This window comes from Thalassospira sp. MIT121401 (assembly GCF_047125595.1).
In the GTDB taxonomy this organism is placed as follows: domain Bacteria; phylum Pseudomonadota; class Alphaproteobacteria; order Rhodospirillales; family Thalassospiraceae; genus Thalassospira; species Thalassospira povalilytica.
In genome coordinates this window covers 2,235,170-2,254,805 of the sequence record NZ_CP138926.1, presented here as the reverse complement: position 1 = coordinate 2,254,805, position 19,636 = coordinate 2,235,170, and the positions used below count along the sequence as shown (strand labels likewise).

The window sequence follows — 19,636 nt, the reverse complement described above, 5'->3', positions numbered from 1 at the left end:
TTAGCTTCCCGGTTGCGGTTCCGGGGACAGATCCCCGCCACCTTCGCCAGGGGTGTCTTTGCGGGCACCACCGGTGCTCGGCACGGTGGAACGACGTCCACCACCCGCATCCTTGCCGCCGCCGGTCGAATGGCCCGGACGGTTGATTTCCTCGCCGCGCAGCAGCGCATTGATTTCATCACCCGACAGGGTTTCATATTCCAGAAGACCTTTGGCCAGAACATGCAGGTCATCAAGATGTTCGGTCAGAACACGCTTGGCGAATTCATAGGCCTCGTCGGAATAACGACGGACTTCGTCATCGATCAGCTGTGCCGTTTTCTCGGACACGTTTTTATGCTGTGCGACGCTGTGACCAAGGAACACTTCTTCCTGGTTATCAACGTATTTGACGTTACCCAGTTTGTCCGAGAAGCCCCATTCGGTCACCATCTTGCGGGCATACTGGGTCACCATATTGATGTCCGAAGATGCGCCCGTGGTGACCTTGTCCTTGCCAAAGATGATTTCTTCGGCAACACGGCCACCCATGGCAACAGCCAGATCGGAGATCAGCTGTTCATAGGATTTGGAAACCTGATCACGTTCCGGCAGGCGCATGACCATCCCCAGTGCACGACCGCGCGGGATGATGGTTGCCTTGTGGATCGGATCGGATGCCGGGGTATGAAGGGCAACCAGTGCGTGGCCACCTTCGTGATAGGCGGTCAGCTTTTTCTCGTCATCGGTCATGATCATCGAACGGCGTTCCGCCCCCATCATGACTTTGTCCTTGGCATTTTCGAAATCGGCCATGGTGACGACGCGCTTGCCAAGACGGGCCGCAAGAAGGGCCGCTTCGTTGACAAGGTTGGCCAGATCAGCACCCGAGAAGCCCGGCGTCCCACGTGCAACCGTGCGCAGATCGACATCCGGACCCAGCGGAACCTTGCGGGCATGAACACCAAGAATATGTTCGCGGCCTTCAAGATCAGGGTTCGGGACAACGATCTGACGATCAAAACGACCCGGACGCAGCAATGCCGGGTCCAGAACGTCCGGACGGTTGGTTGCAGCAACCAGGATCACGCCTTCGTTGGCTTCGAAACCATCCATCTCGACCAGAAGCTGGTTCAGGGTCTGTTCGCGTTCATCGTTACCGCCGCCAAGACCGGCGCCACGATGGCGACCAACCGCGTCGATTTCATCGATGAAGATGATGCAAGGTGCGTTTTTCTTGCCCTGTTCGAACATGTCACGGACACGCGATGCACCGACACCAACAAACATTTCCACAAAGTCCGAACCCGAAATGGTGAAGAACGGAACGTTTGCTTCGCCGGCAATTGCACGTGCCAGAAGCGTTTTACCAGTACCCGGAGGACCAACCAGCAGCATGCCTTTGGGGATTTTACCGCCAAGACGCTGGAATTTCTGGGGATCACGCAGGAAGTCGACGACTTCTTCAAGTTCGCCCTTGGCTTCTTCGATGCCCGCAACGTCTTCAAAGGTCACGCGACCGGACTTTTCGGTCAGCATCTTGGCCTTTGACTTGCCAAAGCCCATGGCCTTGCCGCCGCCGCCCTGCATCTGGCGCATGAAGAAGATCCAGACACCGATGATCAGCAGCATCGGGAACCAGCTGATCAGTGCGCTCATCAGCGGCGAAAGGCTTTCTTCCGGCTGTGCGATGATGCGAACACCCTTGTCGTTCAGTTTCTCGACAAGGTTCGGATAATCGGGGGTGTAAACATTAACAGAGCGACCGTCGCGCGTTTCTGCTGTCAGATTATTGCCCTGGATGGTGACTTCCGAAATCTGGCCGGTATCAACTTCGGCAAGGAAGTCCGAAAATGCCAGCGACGACTGGCCGGACCGTCCGGAGGGCGACTGAAACAGGTTAAACAAGGCCACCAAAAGGATGGCAATGATAACCCACAGTGCGAGATTTTTTCCCATATTCATTCCAAGCTACTGGTCGCAATTATGTGTGCCGTGACGCAAAACTTCCTGCGCAAGGCTTGATCATCAGATAGTCACAAGCCCTGCTTACGCAAGTAGGTTGTCGGGTTTCGGCGACGATTTGAAACCACTTTCCCACAAAGGTACTGGTGGTGCAAACCGCCATCGCCCGCCAAATGCAAATTTTCCCCTGCCCGAAGGCGGTTCACAGTCGGCGGCGGATAATACGTCGGAAAGCTCCGAAACCTCAAGCCCGCCAACGGATCGCAAGCCTTCTTTATCGTAGAGTGCAGGCATGGATGCAAGGGCCGCCCGCGGCAAATTGCCAATAAATGGTACGATTTCGCGCAATGCAGCCCGAAATGCCTTTGTGTGAAACACATCACAAAGATCAAGCGGCCCGATCCACGGATCGGTCAAGCCCCCGAAATCGGCGCGATTTAGCAGCAATTCGAACCGGTTATCCCAACAAACCGATCCGGTTTTGACATCCGCAGGCGCATCCATTGTCACCGCCTGATGCACTGCCGCACCATCAAGTCGACCCCGTTCGCGATACACGCAAACCTGATCGCGGCGCGCATGCAAAACGCATCCGCCCAAACTAAGACGTGCGGACGGATTTTCAGCAATTCGCGCCAAGGCACCCGCCAGACTGTCAAAAGCCGGCATATAGCCCGCCCCGCCAACCGTTCGAACCACCTGCCCCACGGCATAAATGCGTGCGGTATCATCGTGATGCCCGGTCACAAACAGGGACCGGTCGCAAAGCGCAACCCCATTGCCATGAAGGGTAACAAACCCGGCCAGAAGGCGTCCGATCGACTGTTCAAGCGTCCGTCGTTCCCTGGCAATATCCGCGCGGCATGATGATGGCCCGCAGTTATCGGCAAGCCGGTTGCGCACCCGGACACGTTCGAATTTTTCATTGCGATTTGACGGGTCTTCGACCCAGGCTTGATGGCGGCTCTGAAGGGTTGCGACCAGATCGGCCTTGTTCACAGCCAAAAAAGGGCGCAGCACACGGGCATGTTTCATAAAGCGCCGTGCCGACATTCCTGCCTGCCCCAGCGGGGTTGGCCCACGCATTTCGCGCATGGCAATTGTTTCGGCCTGATCACCGGCATGGTGGGCCACCAATAAATGCAAAATACCGCGATCGGCCAACAACTGATCCATCAGATCATAGCGCGCGCGTCTGGCCTGTTCCTGAACCGCACGCGACGGTTTGGTGCCCTGCCATCGCAAAATGACATGTTCAATCCCGTGTTCGGAAAGCTGATCGCCGACCCATTGCGCTTCCTGGGCGGAATCGGCGCGCAACCCGTGATCGACAGTGATTGCAAGGATTGCCCCGCCCTGCGCCTGACACCATTCATGGGTCAGCAACGCCAATGCCATGCTGTCTGCGCCCCCCGAAACCGCGACACCTACAACCGGGGCTGCTTCGAACGGGGCAAATTCGGCCATCAGCTTTTCAAAGACAACGGCGTCCAGTGGAGTTCCACTGGACGCCGCAGCATGTTCGGATCTGTTCGGGACACTGTCGGTCATGACATGCCTGTTGCCAATGGCCTATTGCGCGCAACCGCGGCTTTTGCGTTCCTGACGGGCGCGATCAAGGACCACATTCGATGCATTCGGGAAGTTATCAATCAGATGGCCGAATGCGGTGCAGGCATCTTCGTTTTTGCCAAGATTGGCCAGCGACATGCCGAGTTTCAAAAGATTATCCGGTGCCTTGGTGCTGTCGGGATAGGTCTGGAAACCTTCGGTAAAGGCGATGGCGGCATTTTCATACTGTCCGCGCACATAATAGGTTTCGCCCAGCCAGTATTGCGCATTACCCGCCAGCGGGTCATTGGGATGTTCGGCAACAAAACTGCTAAGAGCCTTTTCCGCAGCCGGGAAATCCTGTTTGCGCAACAGGCCAAAGGCTTCGCGATATTGTTCTTCGGGGGTGCCGATCGATGCCGATACCGATGCGGACTGTGTCGATGCCGCAGACACATTGCCCGACGGACCGGACGGAATTTTGGGTGGCTGCCCTTCGCTTTCGATCACACCAAACAGCTTGGTGCCGCGTTCGTTAAGACGTTCGCCACTTGCCGACCCGCCCAATTCGCTTGATGCGACCGCATCACCGGTTGGCGCCGGACCATCCGCAGCCCCCGCAGCCAGCGGCGCAGCACCGGACGGGGCCGCACCGGACATGGCACCACCATTTTCAAGCTGGCCAAGACGGAAATCGATATCGGCAACCAGACGTTCCAGACGTTCTTCCATCTTGCGAATACGGAAATCGAACTGTTCGAGTTGCCCGGTCAGTTGCGACGCATTGCGCTGAAGTTCATTGATCTGAACCTGCTGGCGGGCTGCTGCCGGGGTCGAGGCGCTGTCGGCACCAGATGCGGCAGCACCGGCAGCCGCACCTGCGCCACCGGTCCCTTCGCGGTAGACATAACGCTGCAACAGATCGAGATCCTTGCGCAGTTGTTCGACCTGGCGGGACATGTTGGCGTCCTGGGCGTGGACCGTTCCTGATCCAAGTGACGTCATGGCAAACACGGTACCCATGGCCAAAGCCACAAGAATCCGGCGGCCTTTACGCGAAGTTGCGGCCCCTGTTGCGCGTGAACCCGTGGCACTGGCCCGATCGGATCGGATCGCGGCACAGGCAGCAAGGTGCGATTCAGTGGTGGGTCGAACTCGGATCATTATCAGGTCCTTTGTCGTCAATGCTGTCTTTGTTGCGTCACTATGAACAGGACACGATGACATTTTCAACATTTTCAGGCGGCAAAAATAAGGCGCCTGCCCCGGACGGGACAGGCGCCTTGGTATTCAAGTCAGGCTTTCACCTGCACGCGCTTAGCGGATAACCGATACAGCGCGGCGGTTTTTCGCCCAGCTTTCTTCGTCATGGCCAAGAGCGACCGGACGTTCTTTACCATAAGAAATGGTTTCAACGCGCGACGGGTCGATACCCAGAGCGATCAGGTAATCTTTAACCGAGTTCGCGCGACGTTCGCCGAGTGCAAGGTTGTATTCACGGGTGCCGCGCTCGTCGGCATGACCTTCAACAACAACTTTGTACTGCGGGTATTTTTTCAGCCAAGCGGCCTGCAGTTCGAGGGTGCGACGTGCTTCGCCAGCCAGATCGTATTTATCGAAGCCGAAGAAGACGCGGTCACCAACGTTAACAGCGAACCACTCTGGGCTGCTTTCCGACAGCGACGTGCTGGTGGACGGCTGGTTTACAGTCGATACACCCTCGCCACCAGTGGTCGCAGAGCTATCAGGTGCAGTTTCACATGCAGCCAGAAGAGCGGCAGCAGCAAAAACGCTGAGAATACGAAGTTTCATTTAAGTTTTCCCCTTAACACCGGACGCATTCGCCCGAGGTTGGTGTTTTCCATGTCTCGCGACACCGAAAATGCCCGCGATAAAAGCGAATCGCATTCAGTGCTTCGCGATGACTATACTCTTGAGATATCAGGGAATCAAGGGTGACCATGCTGGATCCGACCCATCCGCAGGTGTAACGATCTCTCGCTCGTTATAACCTGTGAGATCTATCGAATACAGACGATAGCGATCCTTGGTCCCGTCCCTGGACGGGTGCTGGCGGTGATACATCAACACTCTTCCGTTCGGAGCCCATGTTGGTCCCTCTACGAGGAACCCTTCGGCCAGCAGCCTTTCACCACTGCCGTCTGGCCGCATGACACCGATATAGAACCTACCTCCTTGTGATTTGGTGAATGCAATCAGGTCTCCGCGTGGCGACCAGACTGGTGTGGCGTAAAGACCCCCACCAAAACTGATACGCTGAACGCCACCACCATCTGCATTCATCACGTAAATTTGTTGTGACCCACTGCGATCAGAGTTGAACGCAATGCGCGAACCGTCAGGCGAATAGGAAGGCGAGGTATCCACGGCGGCATGACGCGTCAGCTGATGCTTTTCGCGCGTGCGCAGGTCCAGTTCATAAATTTCACTGTTCCCGTCAAGCGCTTGCGACATGACAACCGAGTTCCCGTCTGGCGCGAATCGGGGCGCAAAAGTCATCCCCGGAAAATCGCCCAGCAATTCCAACTCGCCGGTATCGATATCCAAAACATAGACGCGTGGCTTGTCGTTGAAATACGACATATAGACCACTTCCTGTGCTGTCGGCGAGAAACGCGGGTTCAGCACAAGGAACCGACCGTCCGACAGGAACCGGTGGTTTGCACCATCCTGATCCATGATCGCCAAACGTTTTACACGTTTGTCGGCCGGGCCTGATTCAGACACATACACAATTCTGGTGTCGAAATATCCGGTTTCGCCGGTAATGCGCTTATAGATCTCGTCAGCGATCTTGTGCGCAATACGGCGCCAGTTATTGGGCTGTGTACGGTAGGCAACACCAGACATCTGGGTTTCTGCCAGCACATCCCAAAGACGGAATTCGACACGAAGCAATCCGTTTGGTTCCGTAACAACGCGACCATTGACCAGTGCCTGGGCACTGATGGCGCGCCATTCGGCGAAGTTCGGATTGACCGCCAATGATGCGGCACTCTGGATGAATGCCTTTTCATTGATCGGTGCAAACAGCCCCGAACGTTCGAGGTCGGCAGCAATCACCTGTGTCAGGTTCTGGCCGATCTCGGTTTCGGCAACGCCTTCACCCGGGAAGCGGGTGACGGCAATTGGCATTGGCTTGAGTTCACCCCGGGTGATGTCAATCCGGAGCTCCGCCTTTGCCGGCGACATGAAACCGACATTCAGGCCAGCGACAACGGCAAGGGCACACAGTGTCGCGACACTGCTTCTTACCCAAAATCGTTTTCCTGCGTTGGTCTTGATCGTCATCCTGCCTCGCTATTTTCCACGCGTGTTCAAGAACTTATCATTAAAGGCCCAGCATTTCACGCATGTCGAAATTAAACGTGAATGTGCGCCACATTTCATATTTATCCAGCGGCAGTTTTAGAGGACTGCATTGCGGATTTAGCACTGCTCGCAAAGCACTTTCTGCAATCGTACGGCGAGAAGAATCGCCCTGTATGTCATTCAGATTACTGATACGTGCCTGTCGAACGGTTCCGTCAGGGTTTGCGCTGACGTGAATTTCAACGGCAAAGCTCCCGGCTTCCTTGGCACCGGCCGGCGGGCTCCAGCATTTTTCAATCTGGCGCTTTACGGCATCAAGCTCGCTCATGGTCAGATTCGCATCCAGTCTGGTTGCCACGACCTCGCTGGCGTTTTCTTCGGGTACCTGATCAGGTTGCGGTTCCGGGGTTGCCTGTGCCGTTTCCTTCAGCTTGCTCACATCCTTGAGAACACTCATCAGGTCGCGCTTTTTCGGCTCTTCCTTCTTGGGTTCTTCCTTTTTCGGTTCCGGCTTTTTGACCGGCTCGGGTTTGGGCGGCTGTGGCTTGCTGTCGGGCTTTACCGCAGCCAGTTCGGTCGGCTGTGGTTCCGGTTTGGGTTCAGGCTGCTTTTTAACCTCGGGCGTGGGCACCGGTTCCGGCTTTGGCGCCGGTTTTGGTTCGGGCTTCGGCTCTGGTTTCGGCTCGGGCTTTGGCTCTGGCTTCGGTTCCGGTTTGGGCTCGGGTTTCGGTTCGGGCTTTGGTTCCGGTTTCGGCTCAGGCTTTGGCTCGGGCTTTGGTTTCGGCTCGGGCTTGGGTGCCGGCTTTGGTTCCTTTTTCGGTTCGGGCTTTGGCAATGCCTTGGTCGGGGCAGCGGAAAACTCGTCCACTGTCACGACTTCGACCGAAATGGACTGCAATTCCAGCGGCGTTTCATCAAACAGGTCAGGCAAGCCCAACCACGCAATCAGAAACAGCGCAATATGCAAACCAAGCGATATGAGAGCGTAACGCAGCATAGTCTGTTACGAACCCTTGTTGGGCAATTCGGCGATCAGGGCGACCTTGGTAAAGCCGGCATCCTTGATCAGCCCCATAACTTCCATCACCCGGCCGTAATCAATGGCCTTGTCACCGCGCACAAAGATGCGGGTGTCGGCCTTGTTATCGGTAATGGCCGCGAGCTTTTCGGTCAGGGTGTCCTGCGCGATTTCACTATCCATAATATAGATGGTGCCTTCACGCGAAACCGAGACGACAAGCGGCTCGTCCTTCCCGGTCATCGGTGCAGCACTGGTTTCGGGCAGATCGACTTCGACACCAACCGTCATCAGGGGGGCTGCGACCATGAAGATCACCAGCAGCACCAGCATGACGTCCACCATCGGCGTGACGTTGATGTCGCTCATCGCTGCGCGTCGGTTGCTCCGACGTCCGCGACGGCGTCCTCCACCAGATCGGGATGCGAGTTGAGCGCCCATAATCAGTCTCTCGTATCGTCAAGTTGGCGCGAGAGGATCGAGCTGAACTCGTCCACGAAGGCTTCAAGACGGTTGCTGTAGCGGTTGAGATCACTGGAAATCTTGTTATAGGCAACCACGGCCGGAATTGCGGCAACAAGACCCATGGCGGTTGCAAACAGGGCTTCTGCGATCCCCGGTGCGACAACCGCAAGCGAGGTGTTTTTGGATGCGGCGATCGACTGGAAGGATACCATGATCCCCCAGACAGTACCGAACAGACCGACAAACGGTGCGGTCGAGCCGACCGAAGCCAGGAAGGTCATGTAACGTTCGACGCGATCCATTTCACGACCCAGCGTAATTTCCATGGATTTTTCAAGGCGCTGCTGCAAACGGGCGCGCATGGTATCACCATGAACACCGCGCGCATTCGAACGACGCCATTCGCGCATTGCCGAAACAAAGATTGCCGACATCGGATCCCGCGGCTTATCCGCAATCCGGTCATACAGGTCTTCAAGCGAACCGCCCGACCAGAATGCTTCTTCGAATGTGCTGGCTTGCGCGCGCAACTTGCGCAGGCGCATCAGCTTTTCGATGACAATCGCCCATACCCAGACAGATGCCAGCAACAGTCCGATCATCACCGTTTTGACGACCAGTCCAGCCTGCATGAACAGTCCCCACAGAGACATGTCATGCGCCATGACCGACTGCCCCAGCGTTACCGCGTCGACCACTTGATTTTCCATATTCCCGTTAGTCCTTGTTCACATCCAGATATCGACTAAATACTGTTCTTAATTCTTCGGGCAGTCTTTGTGCCCGAAGTTCTTCCAACGACATGCAGGCGAGATAAATCTCGATCACCACAAGTTCTTCTTCGCCGCGCATGATCTTTTGTTCATACCCGAGTGATGCGCCCCCTAGCTTAATCACCCTGGTTTCCACCGTCAGGCGGTCTTCCAACTGAGCGGCGCGACGAAAATCGAGCGTACAGTGTCGAACGGCTATGGCAACTTTGTGGCGTTCTGCAACATTTCGATTGGTAAAGCCCAACAGGTTAAGCATCGCTGTACGCGCACGTTCCGCAAATGCAAGATAGTTGGCGTGATACACGATGCCGCCGGCATCGGTATCTTCATAAAATACGACTAAAGGATAAATGTGACGTTTGCCGTCCATGTAGCCCAACAGGGCATCATGCGTGTCCTGTACCATCAGGAATCGCTCCTTGATGATCCATTACCCTGACTGTCAAAAAGATCGGACATCGGCATTCCGCCCGCTTCACGCGGCGGCGTCAGACCAAGATGCTGGAACCCCTTGATGCCCAGCATGCGCCCGCGCGGGGTCCGCTGGATCAGGCCCTGCTGAAGCAGATATGGTTCGATCACGTCTTCGATGGTGTCGCGTTCTTCCGACAGGGCCGCGGCAAGGGTATCAACCCCGACCGGTCCACCACCGTAATTTCCGGCAATACAATTAAGATAGCGACGGTCCTGACTGTCCAGACCAAGGTTATCGACCTCAAGCCGGGTCAGCGCCGCATCGGCAATAAATTTATCAACCGGTGACTTTTCAGCCACAGCGGCAAAGTCACGCACACGTCGCAACAAACGCCCGGCAATACGCGGCGTACCGCGCGACCGGCGCGCAATTTCCATCGCACCTTCTTCGGTCATGTCGAAATTCAACAACCGCGCACCGCGCGACACAATCGAAACCAGTTCTTCAGGCTCATAGAACCGCAGACGCAGCGGAATGCCGAAACGATCACGCAGCGGCGTGGTCAAAAGCCCCGAACGCGTGGTCGCGCCAACCAGGGTAAAGGGTGGCAAATCGATACGGACCGAACGGGCTGCCGGCCCCTCGCCGATGATCAGATCAAGCTGGAAATCTTCCATCGCCGGATACAGAATTTCTTCGACCGCCGGGTTCAAACGGTGAATTTCGTCAATGAACAGAACATCGCGCGGCTGAAGGTTCGTCAAAAGAGCGGCAAGGTCGCCTGCCTTGGCAATGACCGGACCGGAGGTTGCGCGGAAACCGACGCCAAGTTCACTGGCAACAATTTGCGACAACGTGGTTTTGCCAAGTCCGGGCGGACCAAAGAACAGGACATGGTCCATGGCCTCTTCACGCGCACGGGCCGCCTGAATGAAGACATCAAGGTTTTCGCGCACTTCTTTCTGGCCGGTGAAATCATCGAGCCGGCGCGGACGCAGCGATCCTTCCTGATGGTCTTCTTCGCGGCGCTCACCACTGAGCAGACGGTCTTCTTCTTCGCTCACGCGCTAAGCTCCTTCAGTCCCAGACGGATCAGGGTATCGATTGTCTTGTCATCGCCGGCCTGCTGGGCGGCCTTGCCCACCGCGCCAAATGCCTCGGACCGGCCATAACCAAGATTGACCAGTGCCGATACGGCATCCGCCATTACGACACTATCATCCACAACCGGTTCGGCCGGGGCTGTGTCGATTTTCACATCTGTTTTGGATTTTGCGGTTTTCTTTGCCTTGGCTTCCGGCTTGGCGGGTTCCGCGGCCGGGCTTGCCGGTGCGGCCACCGGACCAAGATTAAGCTTTGCGGCCTTGTCTTTGAGTTCGCCAACAATCCGGGTTGCGACCTTGGGCCCGATGCCCGGTGCACGGCACAATGCCGTCGTATCCTGGGCGGCAAGGGCGCGCAAAAGATCGGTCGGGCTCAGCACCGACAACAGGGCAAGGGCGACCTTGGCCCCCACCCCCTGTACGGTGGTCAGCAACGAAAACCACTGTTTTTCGGCGTTATCGGCGAAGCCATACAGGTGAATGTGATCTTCGCGAACGTGGGTTTCGATCATCAAACCGGCATCCCCGCCCTTTGGCGGCAACATGGAAAGCGTGCGGCGCGAAGCAAACACAAGATAGCCAACGCCATTCACATCAATGATGACGCTGTCTTCGCCAATGAAATCGACAATTCCGCGCAGTTTCGCGATCACCTGTATCGTCTCCCGTTTCCTGTTGGTTTGGCCGCCATGCTTGCCGCAAGCGACCGGTTCCCGGCATGTTGCGCGTGACAGATCGCCACCGCAAGCGCATCGGCCGCATCCGCCCCGGCAATTTCACATCCCGGAAGCAGGGTCGAAACCATCATTTCGACCTGTTGCTTGGCGGCGTGACCGGCACCGACAACAGTCTTTTTGACGGCATTGGGTGTATATTCCGTTACCGGAATGCCATTGCGCGCCGGTGCGAGCAAGGCAACACCACGCGCCTGACCGAGTTTAAGGGTGGATACCGGGTTCTTGTTGACAAAGGTTTCTTCGACCGCGGCCTCGTCCGGGTCCCAGGTCTGGATAACCTCGATCAGGCCGGAATGCAGCTGATCAAGGCGTTCGGCAAGGCTTAGCGACTGGGTGGATGTGACAATGCCGTTGGCGACATGGCGCATCCGGTTGTCCTGAAGGTCGATCACCCCCCAGCCCGTGCGTTGCAGACCGGGGTCAATTCCAAGTACGCGGACCACTATGTCACCCCATTTCCCGGAAGCCAGATACAAAACACCCGCCATTCAAACATGAAGGGCGGGCATCAAACCGCCCCCGAACATGATGGCGTTTGCAACCATATTCGGGGGAGTGGTTTTTAAACAAGTCTAGTTATCGAGACCAGCGACGATTTCGTCGGTCCAGGCAACGTTGGTCCAGACGTTCTGGACGTCATCATTGTCTTCAAGAACATCAACAAGCTTCATGATGCTCTGGGCCTGTTCGACATTGATTTCGGCCTCGGTCACGGCACGGAAGACCATTTTCGCACTTTCCGGATCGCCAAACTTTTCGGTCAGCGCTTCGCGAACAGCGTTCAGGTCTTCAAGTTCGGTATCAACAACGTGGCTGTTTTCATCAGACTCAACGTTTGCCGCACCGGCTTCGAGGGCCGCTTCGAAGATTTCGTCAGCATCAGCGGCATCCGCCGGATAGACGATTTCACCAAGACGGTTGAACATAAAGCCGACCGAACCGGTTTCGCCAAGGTTACCACCGCTTTTTGCAAAGGCAGCACGCACTTCGGACGCGGTACGGTTACGGTTATCCGTCAGGGCTTCGACGATGACGGCAACACCAGCGGTGCCATAACCTTCGTAACGGACTTCTTCGTAATTGTCGCCCTCGCCTGCACCGGTCGCCTTTTTGATGGCGCGTTCGATGTTGTCCTTGGGCATGTTCTGACCGCGGGCCGCCGCGATCGCAGCACGCAGACGCGGGTTGCTGTCAATGTCTTCGCTGATTTTTGCCGCAACCGTGATTTCGCGGGCAAGCTTGGTGAAGATCTTGGCGCGTTTTTTATCCTGGGCACCTTTGCGGTGCATAATGTTCTTAAATTGGGAATGGCCGGCCATAACCTAAAACCTGTATTCATTGAACTCGATGTGGAACGGTATCGGGTGATACCACGCCGGTCATGCGGGAGTTCCCTGTCAGACCAGCCCGTCCGGACATCTGCAAGACAATGCTTTGTGTCGTTTGCAGCAGGTACGAACGAAAATTTCGACCGCTCCTATAGCCTGTTTACCTGCCAAGGTCCAGCGATGCTTGGTATCGCTACCCAGATCACCGGGAACGAACCGCCCCGGACCGCCGATCACACCACCTATCCAGGTGGCAATTTTCTTGCATTTTACAGCTTCGGTTTGGTTAGATGTTGCAGTCGCAAAGATATTCTTTCATTAATAATACGAATGTAACTTATTAAACTAAAGAAGAACACTCTCCGGGGTCCAAGATGCCGGCCTGGTTGAAAAGACCATTTTCTTTTCAGGCGGCCGAAACAACCCGAATGGACACAGAAGCCATACGGGAACAGTCAGGAAACAAAGGTTAGATAGAATGGGAACTAAATTCGGGGTCCAAAGCAAGTTACTGATTTCATTTGCTCTGGTTGGATTGATGGCGGTTATTTCCGCTGTTGTCGGCGCTGTATCCTTCAACAAATTCGGTGATGCTCTTACGACCATCACGGAAGAAAAGCTTCCGCCTATTGCTGCGGCACAGGCCTTGGCGACCGAAAGTGCAGAAATTGTCGCTATTGCACCGCGTATCGTTGCATCCGCAAACACGGATGAAGAAAACGCGATCAATGACGAACTTGCTATCCGTCTTCAGGCGCTGGTTTCGAAAATCAACGAAATCGAAGCCACCGGCTTCATGCCCGAGGTCATTGCAAGCATCAATGACAATCGCGGTCTTTTGCAGGACAACCTTGAAAAGCTTCATGCGGTAACGCAGGAACGTTTCCAGATTGCCAACGAAAAAGCTGAAAAACTTACGGAATTCCAGAACCTGTCCAAACGGTATGCAGATACCCTGAAACCGGTTCTGTCCTATACGCAGAATGATATTTCCCAGGGTGGCCAGTTCGCCGCATCGCTTAAAGATGACCCGGCAAAGAAATTCAGCACCGACAAGGAAGAAATTCTTGAAGTCTTCCAGAAATATTCTTCTGCCATCGAGACCCGCACCCCGATCCTTGACATTGAGCGTCTTGGATCGTCTGCGTCGAACATGATCATTTCGAGCACCACGGAAACCCAGGCGGTGCGTCTTTCGATCATTCCGGTGCGTATTCGCGGCACCTATAGCGACGCGCTGAGCCAGCTTGATGCCATCGGCAATGACCGTCTGAAGGCATTTTATGTCGATCTGATCGACAAGATGCAGAAGCTTTCGGTCGGCGAAGGCAGCCTTCCGGATCTTCGCAAACGCGAACTTGAAGCCAGCGAACAAAGCCAGGCACTGGTTGTGCAGAGTGGCGAATATGCCAATGCGATGCGTGCAAGCGTTGCCGAACTGGTTGCCGGTCTGAACCAGGAAGTCGCAGAAGCCGCCGCCGAAGCCGGTATTGTTGAAAAGCAGGGTCTGACCGCCCTTGCCGCAGTCGCCGCAATCGCGATCATCATTTCGCTTCTGATCTATGTTCTGTATGTCCGCGGCAACGTTCTGCGTCGTCTTGGCGGTCTTCAGAAAACCATGGTTCAGCTGGCGGATGGCAATCTTGACGTCGATGTCCCGGCCAAGGGCAATGACGAAATCAGCGCCATGGGCCGTGCAGTTGAAGTCTTTAAGGACAACGCCCTTAAGGTTCGCGAAATGCAGGCCGAGGAAGAGCGTCTTAACCGTGAACGTAACGAAGCCCTTCGTGACGAGCTTCTGGGTCTTGCCGATACGCTGCAGAACGAAGTTGAAAGTGCCGTGAACGAGATCGCCGCCCTTGGTGATCAGCTTCAGGGTGTTTCCGGTCAGATGACATCGAGCGCCGAACTGGTATCGGGTCAGACCGAAGATGTTGCCAATTCCGCACAGGAAGCCACCGGCAATGTCGAAACCGTTGCAGCCGCAACCGAGCAGCTTTCGGCATCGAATGCGGAAATCAACCGTCAGATGGCGGAATCAACCCGCATTTCGAGCGAAGCATCGACCCGCGCACAGCAAACCAACGAACTGGTTGTCAGCCTGTCGCAGTCAGCTGATCGCATCGGCGAAGTGATCGCCCTGATCACCGACATCGCCGAGCAGACCAACCTTCTGGCCCTTAACGCGACCATCGAGGCCGCCCGTGCCGGTGATGCCGGCAAAGGCTTTGCCGTTGTTGCCGCCGAGGTCAAAAACCTTGCCAACCAGACCGAAAAAGCGACCGAGGAAATCTCGGGTCAGATTGCCGGTATCCAGAAAGCCACCGGTGAATCTGTTAACGCGATTGGTGACATTGGCCGCATCATTGAAAACATCAATGAAATCGCCACCACCATTTCGGCCGCGGTCGAAGAACAGGGTGCAGCAACCGATGAAATCACCCGCAACGTGCGCGGTGCTGCGGACCGCACCCGTTCGGTATCGGCGTCAATCACCGAGGTTGCCAGTGAAACCGGTAAAACCGGCGAACTGTCCAGCCAGGTTCTGGCCACAGCCCAGAACGCATCGGAAAAAGTTGAAAACCTTCGGTCGCGGATCAACGGCATTCTCGATGACTTGCGCAAACAGGCGCATGATCGGGCTGCTTCCTGATCGAAGAATCGACACCATCCTGACTGAAAGGGTCCGCCGTCCGGCGGGCCCTTTTTCGTTTTGCCCCTTTGACCGGGCATCCGATTTGTTGAAAATTCGGCAGAAACGCCCGTAAAAACCCGTAGCAAAACCGCACAACCTATACGTCTGTTTAAGCATAAAAACTCATGCTTAGTTTGCGTGCAATGTGCTATATGGGCTTTAACTATAACAGAAAAGTCGCTTTTTCCGATCAAGCCGCCCCACAACCTGGCAGACCGGCCCTACCCTTAAAGTGACATATCCAGGGAAGCTACATCTGAGAGACCCACAATAAGCAGGTCGACACAGCACGTGTGTCGGCACGGGACTCATTCGTCTATGGGGTATCATGAACTATGGGACTTAAATTCAAGCGCGGCAGCTCCCCGTCGCCATCCAGTAAAACAAAAACATCGGGACTTGGTGTCCGTGAAAAGCTTGCCGGTGCGTTCTTTCTTGTCGGTCTGATCGCTGTGCTTGCCGCGACTGTTTCGGTCTTTTCATTCAACAAATTTGGCAGCCAGCTTGACGAAATCACCCATGCCCAGCTGCCACCAATGTTCACCGCCCAGCAGTTGGCCACCGATAGCGTAAAGGTTGTCGCATCCGCACCGCGCATCGTTGCCGCCACGTCCCCGGAAGAAGAACAGGTCGTCAAAATCGAACTGGACATGTTGCTTGACAGTCTGCGCGAGAAACTTGAACAGCTTTCCCAGTCCGGCCTGCCGCCCGCATCGCTGTCTCATATTGAAACCAACGGCAAAAACCTTGCCGATAATCTTGAGAAACTGCACGACACCACGCTTCGCCGTTTTGAAGCCGCCAACAAGCTGGCAGAAAGTCTTGATAAGTTTCAGCAGCTCAATAACCGGTTTGGTTCGATGCTCAAGCCATTGCTGGCAATGTCGCAGAACCAGATTTCCAACATCGGCACCCAGGTTGAAGACATCCGCAAAAGCGGTTCTTTCCTGACGCTGGATCAGAAGACCCAGGGCACAGAGCTTCTGGTCAAGCTTGATCAGACGATTGCCGAACGTGCACCGATTCTTGAGCTGTCGAAACTTGGCGGTGATATGGCCAACACAATTCTGGCCGCGGCATCAAGCACGGATGAAACCCGCCTGAAAATCATCGGCGTGCAGGTCAACGGGGCGATCGGCACCATCGAGACCCTGATCAAGAATCTCGAAAACAAGAAACTTCAGACATATTATTCCGACCTGATGGGCGACATCAAAACGCTTGCCGTCGGGGATCAGAGCATTCCGGCATTGCGTCTGGCCGAACTGCAACTGATCAAGGAACAGGGTGAAGTTGTTATTGAAAGCGCCGACTACGCAACCACTATGGAAAGTGGTGTGAATGCATTGGTCGAGGCCTTGCAGACCGGTGTTGACCGTTCTGCCGGTGCGGCCAACACGCTTAGCATCCAGAGCACCTATGTGATGTATGCGGTCGGTGCGCTGGCGGTTCTGTTGCCGCTTTTGATCTTTGTATTCTATGTGCGGGGCAATCTTCTGCGCCGTCTGGCCGGTTTGCAGAAAACCATGGTTGCGCTGGCAGCCGGGGATCTTGCGGTTGATGTCCCGTCCAAGGGCAATGACGAAATCAGCGCCATGGGTCGCGCGGTTGACGTGTTCAAGGAAAACGCCATCAAGGTCCGCGACATGCAGGCCGAGGAAGAGCGCCTTAACCGTGAACGCAACGAGGCCCTTCGTGATGAGCTGCTTGGCCTTGCCGATACCCTTCAGGGGGAAGTGGAAACCGCAGTAAACGAAATCGCCGCCCTTGGCGAACAGCTTCAGGGTGTTTCCGGTCAGATGACCGAAAGTGCCGAACTGGTTTCAAGCCAGAGCGAAGACGTGTCGACATCGGCACAGGAAGCCACCGGCAATGTCGAAACCGTTGCCGCCGCGACCGAGCAGCTTTCAAGTTCGAATGCGGAAATCAACCGTCAGATGGCGGAAACCACCCGTATTTCCAACGAAGCCGCCCAGCGGGCCCAACACACCAACGAGCTGGTTGTCAGCCTGTCGCAATCGGCCGGCCGCATTGGCGAAGTGATCGCTCTGATCACCGACATCGCCGAACAGACCAACCTGCTGGCACTGAATGCGACGATCGAGGCCGCCCGCGCCGGTGATGCCGGCAAGGGCTTTGCCGTGGTTGCCGCTGAGGTCAAAAACCTGGCCAACCAGACCGAAAAGGCGACCGAAGAAATTGCAGGTCAGATTTCCGGTATTCAGAAGGCCACCGGTGAGTCCGTGACCGCAATCGGTGAAATCGGGACAATCATTGATAATCTTAATCAGATTGCCACGACGATTTCCGCCGCGGTTGAGGAACAGGGTGCCGCGACCGACGAGATCAGCCGCAACGTTCGTGGTGCTGCCGATCGTACCCGTGCGGTATCGGCATCGATCACCGAGGTCGCCAATGAAACCGGTCGTACCGGTCAGTTGTCGGGCGAAGTTCTGACCACGTCGCGTGCTGCATCGGAAAAAGTTGGCGAAATGCGCAATCGTATCGCCAGCATCCTTGAAGATCTGCGTCAGCAGGCCCGTGATCGCGCAGCATGATCGCGCCCTGTCCGACGGTTCCAATCTGAATGACAAAGGCCCACCGGTTGGTGGGCCTTTTTTTCATCGCGGATCCGGTTGATCCGTATATGCAATCTGATTGCAGGGGCGATCAGGCGCTTGGCCAGCTGCCTTTAAGGCGTCCGCCGATGCGAACCGATTCAATACGTTTGGCGAGGCCGGTCTTGTCATCGGTTTCGACAAACACACCGCACACGGTCGCCGGGCCTTCGGCCGGTTCAAAACGCCCGGACGGCATTTTGGTCAGGAATTTGCGAACCGAGTTTTCCTTTTTCATACCGATGACGGAATCAAAGTCACCACACATGCCAACATCGGTCTGATAGGCAGTACCATTGGGAAGAATTTGCGCATCCGCCGTTGGCACATGGGTATGCGTGCCCAGCACAAGCGATGCCCGCCCGTCACAATGATGGCCAAACGCCATCTTTTCCGACGTGGTTTCGGCATGGAAATCCAGAATGATCGCATCGACATTCTTGCCCAGCTTGTGCTTGCCAAACAGCTTGTCCGCGCCCTGGAACGGGCAGGAAAGCGGATCCATGAAAAGACGGCCCATCATATTGATGACGCAGACCTTCTTGCCCGATCTGGTTTTGAACACGTAATCGCCATTGCCCGGCGTCCCATCAGGGAAATTCCAGGGACGCAGGAGTTTTTCATCCTCGTCGATATAGGCGATGATTTCGCGTTGATCCCAGACATGGTTGCCGGTGGTCAGGACATCCGCCCCCGCCGCGTAGAATTCCTTGCAGATTTTGGCGGTCACACCGAAACCATGGGCCGCGTTTTCGACATTCACCACAGCGATATCAACAGACAGGCGATCGCGAAGCATCGGTAATGCTTCCAGCGCTGCCTTGCGGCCGGTTTGGCCGAGAACGTCGCCAAGATGAAGTAAACGCATATTCTTTCCTGTGTTTTTGTTTTTTACATACCTCGACTTGCAGGCATGATTTTAGCAATGCTCCCTGATCCGGGACGCACCGCATACTGCATTACGCAAAGGAGAAGGGATTTGTTCAATAAGATAAGCGGGAGCCGCCGCTGCCGTTGGCCATGTGGTAATTCCTCGTGACCTGCAGGTGCAGGTGGGCGCCGTATAACCAGACCACGGCCTGGCAAGGGACAGCTCCCTAGAGAAATGAGCATCGGCCCCGGGAATTAGCGAACCTGACGAACAGGGCAGCCCCCTTATGCTGGGTTCTTGATCGCCGCGTACGGCGCATCGCAAACGGTCAGCGACGGGAACTTAGTCCCCGGTCATTGGAATTTCAAGTGGATTACACGCATTTGTCAGCGTCCCCCACCCCGCATCTGACCATCGCGCGATCACGGATCGCCGATAATCGGCAATCAGCTTTGTGCAAGCTTGTCGGCGATGGCTTCGACCCGGGCAGCCATTGTTTCGATATTTTCAGCCAGTTCATCACTTTGCGCATCGGACAAACCGACCGGTTGTGGCTGTTGCGGGGTCTGGTTTGCGAGCTGTTCCTGCGCATTACCAAGTTCATCGGCAATCAGCAGGCTGGTCATGACCAGCAAACGCTGTTCCCCGATCTGGCCGACCGCATCGGCAATTTCCTTAACACGGTCATTCACATAACCCGCAAGGGCGTGAATGCGATCTTCCTGCCCGTCATCACATGCGATGTCGTAGCTGCGACCATTAATGCGGATGGATACCTGTGCCAT

At 55.6% G+C, this 19,636-nt stretch carries 17 protein-coding genes and 1 other RNA gene; 2 read left to right on the top strand and 16 right to left on the bottom strand.

Going from position 1 to position 19,636, the window contains the following annotated elements:
- The 13 genes from ftsH to SIB88_RS10280 all read right to left on the bottom strand — a co-directional run bounded on the left by ftsH (position 1) and on the right by SIB88_RS10280 (position 12,658).
- Positions 1 to 1,944 (bottom strand): ATP-dependent zinc metalloprotease FtsH, encoded by a 1,944-nt coding sequence (gene ftsH / locus SIB88_RS10340; protein ID WP_412558002.1) that lies wholly within the window; start codon positions 1,942 to 1,944, stop codon positions 1 to 3.
- Between the two features lie 84 nt (positions 1,945 to 2,028).
- Positions 2,029 to 3,495, bottom strand: coding sequence for a tRNA lysidine(34) synthetase TilS (tilS, locus tag SIB88_RS10335; protein ID WP_412558001.1), 1,467 nt, complete (start codon positions 3,493 to 3,495; stop codon positions 2,029 to 2,031).
- A 21-nt stretch (positions 3,496 to 3,516) separates the two neighbouring features.
- Positions 3,517 to 4,518: a tol-pal system protein YbgF gene (gene ybgF, locus SIB88_RS10330; protein ID WP_412558000.1), complete on the bottom strand. Its 1,002-nt coding sequence runs from the start codon at positions 4,516 to 4,518 to the stop codon at positions 3,517 to 3,519.
- Positions 4,519 to 4,812: 294 nt separating this feature from the next.
- Positions 4,813 to 5,307: a peptidoglycan-associated lipoprotein Pal gene (gene pal / locus SIB88_RS10325; protein ID WP_068518111.1), complete on the bottom strand. Its 495-nt coding sequence runs from the start codon at positions 5,305 to 5,307 to the stop codon at positions 4,813 to 4,815.
- Between the two features lie 129 nt (positions 5,308 to 5,436).
- Complete coding sequence (tolB, locus tag SIB88_RS10320) at positions 5,437 to 6,807, bottom strand: Tol-Pal system beta propeller repeat protein TolB (protein WP_068518112.1); 1,371 nt, start codon at positions 6,805 to 6,807, stop codon at positions 5,437 to 5,439.
- A gap of 40 nt (positions 6,808 to 6,847) precedes the next feature.
- Complete coding sequence (locus tag SIB88_RS10315; protein ID WP_206927347.1) at positions 6,848 to 7,825, bottom strand: energy transducer TonB; 978 nt, start codon at positions 7,823 to 7,825, stop codon at positions 6,848 to 6,850.
- A 6-nt stretch (positions 7,826 to 7,831) separates the two neighbouring features.
- Complete coding sequence (gene tolR, locus SIB88_RS10310) at positions 7,832 to 8,287, bottom strand: protein TolR (protein ID WP_412557999.1); 456 nt, start codon at positions 8,285 to 8,287, stop codon at positions 7,832 to 7,834.
- Between the two features lie 2 nt (positions 8,288 to 8,289).
- The gene (tolQ, locus tag SIB88_RS10305; RefSeq protein ID WP_068518115.1) at positions 8,290 to 9,021 is read right to left on the bottom strand and encodes a protein TolQ; all 732 of its coding nucleotides are present in this window, start codon (positions 9,019 to 9,021) and stop codon (positions 8,290 to 8,292) included.
- Between the two features lie 7 nt (positions 9,022 to 9,028).
- Entirely contained in the window at positions 9,029 to 9,490 is a 462-nt protein-coding gene (locus tag SIB88_RS10300; protein WP_412557998.1) for a YbgC/FadM family acyl-CoA thioesterase, read from the bottom strand.
- The gene (gene ruvB, locus SIB88_RS10295) at positions 9,490 to 10,563 is read right to left on the bottom strand and encodes a Holliday junction branch migration DNA helicase RuvB (protein WP_068518117.1); all 1,074 of its coding nucleotides are present in this window, start codon (positions 10,561 to 10,563) and stop codon (positions 9,490 to 9,492) included. Before ruvB ends, SIB88_RS10300 begins: the two co-directional genes overlap by 1 nt.
- On the bottom strand, positions 10,560 to 11,255 hold the full coding sequence (ruvA, locus tag SIB88_RS10290; RefSeq protein ID WP_101248060.1) for a Holliday junction branch migration protein RuvA: 696 nt from the start codon (positions 11,253 to 11,255) through the stop codon (positions 10,560 to 10,562). The genes ruvB and ruvA overlap by 4 nt, the downstream gene beginning before the upstream one ends.
- Positions 11,252 to 11,827 (bottom strand): crossover junction endodeoxyribonuclease RuvC, encoded by a 576-nt coding sequence (gene ruvC, locus SIB88_RS10285; protein ID WP_068518119.1) that lies wholly within the window; start codon positions 11,825 to 11,827, stop codon positions 11,252 to 11,254. The genes ruvA and ruvC overlap by 4 nt, the downstream gene beginning before the upstream one ends.
- Positions 11,828 to 11,911: 84 nt before the next feature.
- Complete coding sequence (locus SIB88_RS10280; RefSeq protein WP_068518120.1) at positions 11,912 to 12,658, bottom strand: YebC/PmpR family DNA-binding transcriptional regulator; 747 nt, start codon at positions 12,656 to 12,658, stop codon at positions 11,912 to 11,914.
- Between the two features lie 487 nt (positions 12,659 to 13,145).
- Here SIB88_RS10280 and SIB88_RS10275 point away from each other — a divergent pair, with 487 nt between their 5' ends.
- The gene (locus SIB88_RS10275; protein ID WP_068518121.1) at positions 13,146 to 15,320 is read left to right on the top strand and encodes a methyl-accepting chemotaxis protein; all 2,175 of its coding nucleotides are present in this window, start codon (positions 13,146 to 13,148) and stop codon (positions 15,318 to 15,320) included.
- A 377-nt stretch (positions 15,321 to 15,697) separates the two neighbouring features.
- Positions 15,698 to 17,920, top strand: a complete 2,223-nt coding sequence (locus SIB88_RS10270) for a methyl-accepting chemotaxis protein (protein WP_068518122.1) — start codon at positions 15,698 to 15,700, stop codon at positions 17,918 to 17,920.
- A 112-nt stretch (positions 17,921 to 18,032) separates the two neighbouring features.
- Here SIB88_RS10270 and SIB88_RS10265 read toward each other — a convergent pair whose 3' ends face one another.
- The 3 genes from SIB88_RS10265 to SIB88_RS10255 form a co-directional block, all read right to left on the bottom strand.
- Complete coding sequence (locus tag SIB88_RS10265) at positions 18,033 to 18,848, bottom strand: TIGR00282 family metallophosphoesterase (RefSeq protein WP_068518123.1); 816 nt, start codon at positions 18,846 to 18,848, stop codon at positions 18,033 to 18,035.
- 127 nt (positions 18,849 to 18,975) lie between these two features.
- Positions 18,976 to 19,136: non-coding RNA, 6S RNA (gene ssrS / locus SIB88_RS10260), on the bottom strand.
- Between the two features lie 161 nt (positions 19,137 to 19,297).
- Positions 19,298 to 19,636 (bottom strand): cell division protein ZapA, encoded by a 339-nt coding sequence (locus SIB88_RS10255; RefSeq protein ID WP_068518124.1) that lies wholly within the window; start codon positions 19,634 to 19,636, stop codon positions 19,298 to 19,300.